The sequence below is a fragment of the Kineococcus indalonis genome, assembly GCF_009906395.1.
In the GTDB taxonomy this organism is placed as follows: Bacteria; Actinomycetota; Actinomycetes; order Actinomycetales; family Kineococcaceae; genus Kineococcus; species Kineococcus indalonis.
In genome coordinates this window covers 1-1522 of the sequence record NZ_JAAALM010000723.1, presented here as the reverse complement: position 1 = coordinate 1522, position 1522 = coordinate 1, and the positions used below count along the sequence as shown (strand labels likewise).

The window sequence follows — 1522 nt, the reverse complement described above, 5'->3', positions numbered from 1 at the left end:
ACCCCGGCCACCACCCCGGCCGGCCGGGCCGCCCGCGCCCACGACGCCCTCACGGCCGCGCTCGTGCTGGCGGTCGTGCCCGACCTCGGCGGGCGGCGCCGGCGCACCGGCGACTTCGCCGGGTTCGTCTCCCACCAGCAGCACGCGGACACGGTGATGAGCCGCCTGGCGCCGGCGCTGTCGGTGGCCTCCCTCGGCACCGGCGCCGCCGCCGCGGCCGCCCTGCGCCACCGCGACCCGGCGACCGCGGCGCGCCGGGCCGCCGCGGCGGCCTGCGTGGCCGCCGCGATCGCCCTCACCGCCCGCGTGCACGTGCCGTTCAACCGGCGGCTGCGCACCTGGGACCCCGAGCACGAGGTCCCCGGCTGGCGCGAGGGCCGCGCCCGCTGGGAGCGCGCCCACCAGGTGCGCCGCGCCCTGGCGGTGCTCGCCGGCGCCTGCGCCCTCGCCGCCCGCCGCCGCACCCCCGCGCACCGCTAGCGTTCGGCTCCCCACCCCGCGAGGAGACCCGATGACCGACGACCACGCCGCCCTGCTCGCCGAGCTGGAGGACCAGGAGGACGCCCTGGCCTTCACCTCCTTCGACAACCTCACCGCCTGGCGGCTGGGCACCCTCGTCGCCGAGCGGGCCCTGGCCGAGCGGCTGCCCGTGGCGGTGGCCGTGCGCCGCAACGGCCAGCGCCTCTTCCACGTCGGCCTGCCCGGCTCCTCCGCCGACAACGACGTCTGGCTGGACCGCAAGATGGCCGTGGTGGACCTGTACGGCCGCTCCTCGTACCTGGTGGGCACCCGCTTCCGCGCCTCCGGCGGCCACTTCGACACCGGCTCGCGGCTGGACACCGCCCGCTACGCCGCCCACGGCGGCGCGTTCCCGGTGCTGGTGCGCGGCGTCGGCTGCGTCGGCTCCGTCGCGGTCTCCGGCCTGCCGGAGGCCGAGGACCACCGCGTCGTGGTGGAGGGCATCACCGCGTTCCTCGCCGCCGACGCGCGCTAGGGGCCCGCGCGCCGGCCCGGGCCGGGGCCCGCCGGCGCGGGCGGCAGCCGGAAGTGCGGGTTCTCGATGACCCCGAGCACCGCCCCGGCCGGTTCCCGCACGGTCGCCACGCGGATCCCGCCGCCGACCTCGCGCACCGCCTCGCGCGCGGCGGCGCCCGCCCCCAGCAGCCGCGCCAGGGCCGCGTCGGCGTCGGCGACGCCCCAGCACGTCACCGCCCCGGCCGCCGGGTCCCCGGCGGGGTCCAGCGCCAGCTCGTAGCCGGCGACGTCGAAGCCCACGTAGAACGGCTCGTCGAAGTACGGCCCGAAGCCCAGCACCCCGCTGAACCAGTCCCGGCCGGCGGCCAGGTCCGGGGCCGGGTAGATCACCGTGCGCAGTCCGAGGAACATGGCGTGCCCTCCGTGGTGCTTCGACGACCGGGTGCGCCGATGGTGCCGCACCCCTGCGACACGAGCCGCGCCGGTGGCGGGCGCCCGCACCGCCGGGCACACTCGCCCGGTGCCCGCCGCCCCCGCACCCGCGGAC

Annotated in this window: 3 protein-coding genes; 2 read left to right on the top strand and 1 reads right to left on the bottom strand. The window is 79.6% G+C overall.

Going from position 1 to position 1522, the window contains the following annotated elements; translation table 11 throughout:
- Positions 1 to 480, top strand: a 480-nt coding sequence (locus GTR00_RS20595; RefSeq protein ID WP_166613391.1) for an anthrone oxygenase family protein, incomplete at its 5' end; no start/stop codon positions are given.
- 31 nt (positions 481 to 511) lie between these two features.
- Complete coding sequence (locus GTR00_RS20590) at positions 512 to 994, top strand: heme-degrading domain-containing protein (protein ID WP_166613390.1); 483 nt, start codon at positions 512 to 514, stop codon at positions 992 to 994.
- On the opposite strand, the gene GTR00_RS20585 is transcribed toward GTR00_RS20590, so the two are convergent.
- The gene (locus tag GTR00_RS20585) at positions 991 to 1386 is read right to left on the bottom strand and encodes a VOC family protein (protein ID WP_166613389.1); all 396 of its coding nucleotides are present in this window, start codon (positions 1384 to 1386) and stop codon (positions 991 to 993) included. The genes GTR00_RS20590 and GTR00_RS20585 overlap by 4 nt on opposite strands.
- Positions 1387 to 1522 lie beyond the last annotated feature (136 nt).